The organism is Flavobacterium sp., assembly GCF_046073885.1.
Lineage (GTDB): Bacteria > Bacteroidota > Bacteroidia > Flavobacteriales > Flavobacteriaceae > Flavobacterium.
On sequence record NZ_JBJTND010000032.1, the window covers coordinates 1 to 6910 of the forward strand.

The 6910-nt window shown below is 31.7% G+C and carries 3 protein-coding genes and 2 pseudogenes; all 5 read right to left on the minus strand.

Annotation, left to right across the window (positions count from 1 at the left end):
- Positions 1–305, minus strand: a pseudogene (locus ACKOWY_RS04900) (N-acetylglucosamine kinase); the annotation flags it as partial.
- 150 nt (positions 306–455) lie between these two features.
- Positions 456–1460, minus strand: a complete 1005-nt coding sequence (gene gap, locus ACKOWY_RS04905) for a type I glyceraldehyde-3-phosphate dehydrogenase (RefSeq protein ID WP_408940329.1) — start codon at positions 1458–1460, stop codon at positions 456–458.
- An 80-nt stretch (positions 1461–1540) separates the two neighbouring features.
- The gene (gene pfkA, locus ACKOWY_RS04910; protein ID WP_408940330.1) at positions 1541–2527 is read right to left on the minus strand and encodes a 6-phosphofructokinase; all 987 of its coding nucleotides are present in this window, start codon (positions 2525–2527) and stop codon (positions 1541–1543) included.
- 198 nt (positions 2528–2725) lie between these two features.
- Positions 2726–6022, minus strand: coding sequence for a translocation/assembly module TamB domain-containing protein (locus ACKOWY_RS04915; protein WP_408940331.1), 3297 nt, complete (start codon positions 6020–6022; stop codon positions 2726–2728).
- A 9-nt stretch (positions 6023–6031) separates the two neighbouring features.
- Positions 6032–6910, minus strand: a pseudogene (locus ACKOWY_RS04920) (translocation/assembly module TamB); the annotation flags it as partial.

Consider the following 6910-nt stretch of genomic DNA (forward strand, 5'->3'; position numbering starts at 1 on the left):
AAAACCGCAGCATAGGTATCTTCTTCAACTACAACAATTGCATTTGGAAAATAGGCTTGAAAAACTTGAGAAAGAAATAATTTCATTCTTTCAGTTCCACAACCAGCGCCATAGAAGAACAAATGAGTTGCCTCATTTTTATTTTGCAAAATATCAAAACGATCGTTCAAACGTTCTATTACTTCAGCTTCATCCAATATTTCTGGATTAAGACCTAAAGTTTGTGTTGTGAACAAAATTTTACCGCTATCGTCTATCGCAATCCAATCGGCTTTGGTAGAACCACTATCAACTATTAATTTCATCTTTTGGTTTTTTTGGTTTTTTGATTTTTGGAAATCTACTCCAAAGACTATAAAATTAAACAATTTATACCGTTTTGGAGATAGGAAAATAGTAAAAAAATAAAATCCCGTTAAATAAACAATAACGGGATTTTATTGAAAAGGTTTTTATTATTTCAAACCTGCAATATGTACAGATAAATCAATTAATTTACTTGAATAACCGTATTCATTATCATACCAAGAAATAATTTTGAAGAAAGTAGAATTCAAACCAATTCCAGCTTTAGCATCAATAATAGAAGTTCTTGAATCAGATACGAAATCATTAGAAACAACATCATCTTCAGTAAATCCTAAGATTCCTTTCATTGTAGTTTCAGAAGCATTTTTCAATACAGCCATGATTTCAGCATACGAAGTTTCTTTAGCTAATTTCACAGTTAAATCTACTGCAGAAACGTCAACAGTAGGAACACGCATTGACATACCAGTTAATTTTCCGTTTAACGAAGGAATTACAACTCCTACCGCTTTAGCAGCACCTGTAGAAGAAGGAATCATATTTACTAATGCAGAACGACCACCTCTAAAATCTTTTCTAGATGGACCGTCATTTGTCATTTGAGTCGAAGTTGTAGCGTGAACAGTTGTCATTAACCCTTCAACAATTCCAAAGTTATCGTGAATAACTTTAGCCATTGGAGCTAAACAGTTAGTAGTACAAGATGCATTAGAAACAACTAAATCAGAAGCTTTTGCAGTTTCGTGGTTAACACCCATTACAAACATTGGAGCATCAGCAGAAGGAGCAGAAATAATTACTTTTTTAGCACCACCTTTGATATGCTCACTTGCAGTTTCAACAGTAGTAAAGAAACCTGTACATTCAGCAACTACATCAACATCAACTTCATTCCATTTCAAATCAGCTGGATTTCTTTCAGCCGTGATACGAATGTGTCTTCCGTTTACATACAATTTACCTTCTTTTACTTCAACAGTTCCATTGAAACGACCGTGAACTGAATCATATTTTAACAAGTAAGCTAAGTGATCAACATCTAATAAGTCATTGATAGCTACTACTTCAACATTATCTCTGTTGAAAGACTCTCTAAAAACGATTCTTCCAATTCTTCCGAAACCGTTTATTCCTAATTTTACTTTTGACATTTTAATTTAATTTTAGATTTTAGTTTATTTAGTGTAATTTTTATTTTTGATTTGAGTTCCAAACCAAAATATATTTATTTTTAGATTGATACAATATCAGAAACGCGCAACAATTCAGTATCAATTTCTGAATGTCCTTTTATAGCTTGTTCTAAGGGAGTTAATGTAATTTTATCAGCAATAATTCCTGCCATTAAATTAGATTTACCTTCTAACAATGACTCGACAGCTTTAACTCCTAATCTACTAGCTAATACTCTATCAAAACAAGAAGGCGAACCACCTCTTTGCATATGCCCTAATACAGAAACTCTAACATCATATTCAGGTAAATTGGACTCAACGTAATCTTTTAATTCAAATACACTTTTACCAATTTTATCTCCTTCGGCAATCACCACAATACTAGATGATTTTCCTGCCGCCTTACTTTTCTTAAGCGAATCTAACAAACGATCTAACCCCATGTCTTCTTCTGGAATTAAAATCTCTTCCGCACCAGCTCCAATACCGGCATTTAAAGCAATGTGTCCCGCATCACGACCCATAACCTCAACCAAGAACAAACGGTTATGTGAACTCGCTGTATCACGAATTTTATCAATTACTTCTACTACAGTATTCAAAGCGGTATCGTACCCTAAAGTATGACTCGTTCCAAAAATATCGTTATCAATAGTTCCTGGAATACCAATAACTGGGAAATCATATTCTGAATTGAATAATAAAGCCCCCGTAAAACTTCCATCACCTCCAATAACAACAAAAGCATCAATTTCGGCTTTCACTAAATTATCGTATGCCTTTTTTCTTCCTTCTGGAGTTTTAAATTCCATTGAACGAGCCGATTTTAAAATCGTACCTCCTTTATTAATAATATTATTAACGCTACGAGGTCCCATTTCTTTAAAATCACCTTCAATCATTCCTTGGTATCCTCTGTAAATCCCTACACATCCAATTTTATGGAAAGCACAAGTTCTAACTACTGAGCGTATTGCTGCATTCATTCCTGGAGAATCTCCTCCAGAAGTTAAAACACCTATTTTTCTTATTTTATTTGGCATTATTATAGTATTTGGTGTAAAATTAATAAACGTGAACTAGTTTCAAAGCGATGTATTTAATAAATTAGAAAACCATTATGAATTCAAACGTTTTCGTTAATAAGTTTTCAAAAAAGCAATTAAAATTAACTTTTTTCAAAAAAACACAACTATTTTCTTCTTTTTTGATAATTCTTAAGTCTAGACAAATTCCAAAATTTAATCCTCTTCTGGAACTACTGCTTCTTGATTTTTTTTAGGCGTTTCTTTGTTTGATTTTTTCGAATTTGAAAATCGTATAAAATCAGGTGCCAATTCAGAATCTTGATCTAAATATTCTGCTGGTATTACTTGTTGTGTCAACTGTTTTTTAAACATTTTACTCACTAACTCTCTGAATGTGTCAAAATCAACTTCGTAAGTAATTCCAATTCCTTGCGTATACCCTATTCCTTGTCCGATATAATTGATATCATTTTCTTTATTGAAAATCCTTGCATTCAAACTACCATCATCATTTAATCGCCAAAGTAATTCAACATTACCAATGAAGGCGGTTTGATTAATTCCTCCAAAAGGAACCCCTAATTTTCCATTAAAAGTGATTCGCTCATTAATTTTTGACGAAACTGACGCTTCAAATCGACCATCGGTTTCTTTTCCTAATCGTTTATCGGCTCCTACAACATTAATCCCCACATTAAACTTTTCATCATTTGATTTAATCACATTCCCTAACAAACCGGTTGCTGTTTCAAATAAACTTCCTGACAAATCAGTCTTACTCATTCCTTCCGTGCTTAAGAAACTTCCCGAAGACAACAAGTACAATGCCTGTGTTTGTCGTACTTCTTTATCATACAATTTTGTTTGAATTTCTGATTTTAAAACGTTACTCACTGTTGGGAAATCTATGTTAAAATCAGGTTCAGGACTCATTAAATCTCCCTTAATTCCAATAACAACTTCAACAGGAACTTTTTTATTGAACGAAGAATTGTCAATCAACAACGAAGGATTGGCCGTTGTTTTATAAACTGCTTCAAGATTCAATTGCGCTCTTAATGGATTTCCTTCCCAAGAAATTGAACCTCCTTTTTTAACCGTGAATTTTTTATTGATTCCAGTGGTTTTAAAATTATAAGTTCCTTCATACGCTTGGAAATCTCCCCACATATTGAACTTTCCTAAAGTATTTATCTTAAATAAGAGCGAACCGTTACCCTTACCTTTCATTCCATGTCCTGAATTTCGATCTAAAATTACCTCTACTTCTGCATCGGGAGTAATATCAAAATCAAACTCTAAATCAAGTCCTTTATAATTACTGCCTTTTTCTACAATTCCCTTCTTTAAATTGAATTTTTCTTTAGGCGTAATAAAATGAAGAAAACTATTTTCAGTAACACTTTCAGCATTATTAATAGGTATTTTTACTGCAGTTCCTTTTTCAGATTTAGCTTGTACCTTTATTTCTAAATTATTCGTAGGTCCTTTAATTGTTGCGTTACCATTAATGAATGCCGTACCAAAATAAGCAGCTTCTTCACTATCTTTGGTATCCAGAGCCAGCAATCGTTTTGAGGCAATTGTTAAATCTAATTTCCAATTCGAAAAGTTTTTATGCTCTATACCACCGTTAAGCATTCCTTTTGTTCCAAATTTAGAATCGGTCATTAAATTATTTCTAAACAAAAACTTTTCATCTGTTAAATCAACAATTGTTCTATCTGTCAATTCATAATCAACTCCTAAATACGGAATTCCCATCCCCGCTTTATCTAAATAAAGACGCCCATTAATTTCAGGTTTATTTACATTTCCTTGAATAGTTGCATTTCCTGAAGCAAATCCTCTAATATTAGACAATACTTCTCCTCCTAACGACCCTAAAGTAGCCAATTTAAATTGATCTAATTTTACGCGTAAATCCAATACTGTTTCATTATTCTTAACCTCCAGATTACCACTCGCATTAAACGATTCAAAGTCTTCATTTGTAATAGATGAAGTAATCGCAAATTTAGACAGGTTTTCATCTCCTTCTATATCAAATTCAAGAGTACCTAAATCTGTTGTATTCAAATTAAGATGGTCTATTACCAAAGAAGCCGTTGGCTGATACACCAACTTGTTTTGTTTAAAATTGACTTCTCCATTAATATTTCCATTAAAAACAAAGTGTTCATTTTCGGGAGTAATTTTATTCAAATTCACATCCTTAAAATTCAATTTTAAATCTTTATACGAATCCCCTCTAGTAGTACCAAACAACTCTATTCTTTGATTTTCATGCGATAGAACAATGTCCTCGATTGCAAACTCTTTTAACTCTTTGTCAAAAACAATTCGATTATCTTGAGTATCATTTTCGTTCAAGAACCACAAATAATCCTTGAATTTCACTTCTGACTTACTAATACCAACAACATTTTTCTTTTCTTTATTAATGGTGTGGTAGAGATTCAAATTGAAATAATCTTCGCCTTTTGCTCCCCCTTTAAACTCCGTACGAAAAAACAAAGAGTCTTTCATTGTAACATTAATCAAGCTAAAGTCGCGTATTTTATAATATTTAGATTTAATAGAATCCAATTCGATGTATGCATTATACAATGGATTTTTATTATCTACATTAATCCTGACATTATCAAACGTGTTCTTAGCTGCAATAATCTGAGGGGAATTAAAATTGAGTTTAAATTCGTTTTTATCCGAATTGATTTTTCCTTTTACAACTGTGTTAGTTTCAATAGAGATTTCAGGAAAAAGAACTTCTACAATTTTATTATTAATCGAAAAATCAAAATTTAAAAATTGCCCTTTCTCTACCTTATTTGGTTTGTAGTTTGTGTACAAACTTCCTAACGAATTTTCAACTAATTTCCGTAATTGATTGAATTTGTATTTACCCTCAATTTTACCCTCTACAATATCTGGAGAATTGACCGTTATTGTTCTAATTTTATTTTCGTCAAAACTAGAATTAACCTTAAAATCAGTAAAGAAATAAGTCGATTTAGAGTTTGTATAGGTAGTTTCGTTTACAAAGACATCTCCCTGTAAATTATCTACCGAATTCCCAGCAACTTGAACCACAATATCTCCTTTCAATAAAGAGGTCGCGTCTTTAGTAAACTTTAGTTGGTACAAGTTAGCATTGTCAATACCAATATGAAAATCAAATCGGCTATCTTTTTTAGTCCAATCTACTAAACCATCAAATATCAAATTTAGATTAGGATCATGTACAGTAACTTTTCCTTGATAAATAGGCATTTTAAAATTTCCATTTAACTCTAAATTATGATACGAATAGTTATTGTAATCCATTTGAGAAATTGCCCCTTTGATTTGTGTATTCAAATATTTCTCAGTAAAACCAACCCCATCAATAGCAAGATTCAAACTAATTTTGCCCAAATCTTTTTCAGAAACAAAAGTTCCTAAGTCAAATTTATCCAAAACCACATTCCCAACATAAGAAGCTTTATCAATAAAATCAATAGAATGCATTACAAAACTTTATTTTACAGCACCTAAAGCAGTCGTCATTATAAAATCGGCATTGATATCTTTTGTGGTCAATTCTGTTTTACCAACTAAATTGAATTTTCCTATTTTTTTCAAATTAGTAGGCAATGTTTTTCCGAGAACATTGGGCAATAAAGTCACTAAATCATCATAGCTTGAGGAAAGTGTACTGAATTTCCCTTTCATGTAGAATTCTTGTCCTTTTTTTGGAAACAAATTTTTAAATCGGATGGCGCCAATCATTTTGCTTTTTTTAGAATCCACTAAATTCAATTGACTGACTTTCAAATTGTTTAGTGTTCCCAATAAATTGGCTTTGGTGTAAAAGAATTGGTTTTTACCTAATTCTTTATAAAAACAGCGAACATCGTTTGAGGCTAAGGTAGAAGAGGCTAATTGAACATCAAATTGTACTTTATTGTTAAAATCAGCAAAATCTTCGATTCTATAATTCAAAGCAACATTAGCTTTTATCTCGGAGTTTTCTTTAGTAAATGCTTCTAACTTCGTTAATTTGATTTGCTTTTTGGTATAACTAAATATTCCGCTTAATTTTTTCACATACACCCCTCGATGATCCAAAAAAGACATTTTCAGAATATTGGTATTTACATCAGGACCGTACAATTTAAAATCAGAAAGTTGGATATTTAATTTTGTGAAATCAACATCCTTTGGAATAACTCTATTTTCATCCGTTAAAATAAAATGTCCATTGGTAATCTGAGCATCTTGTGCAGTCAATAAAAAATGTTTTTTAGAGGGTTTACCTTCTCCAAAAGCATTAATAAAAACGTCTATATTAGTAAGTTTCTCTTTTTTATAGGTTTTCAAATTAAACACCACTCCATCTAAACTCAAGTCACTAAA

Bases quoted from the DNA above. Each gene is read 5' to 3' on its own strand.
- gap (WP_408940329.1), bottom strand. From the start codon at position 1,460: ATGTCAAAAGTAAAATTAGGAATAAACGGTTTCGGAAGAATTGGAAGA.
- pfkA (WP_408940330.1), bottom strand. From the start codon at position 2,527: ATGCCAAATAAAATAAGAAAAATAGGTGTTTTAACTTCTGGAGGAGAT.
- ACKOWY_RS04915 (WP_408940331.1), bottom strand. From the start codon at position 6,022: ATGCATTCTATTGATTTTATTGATAAAGCTTCTTATGTTGGGAATGTG.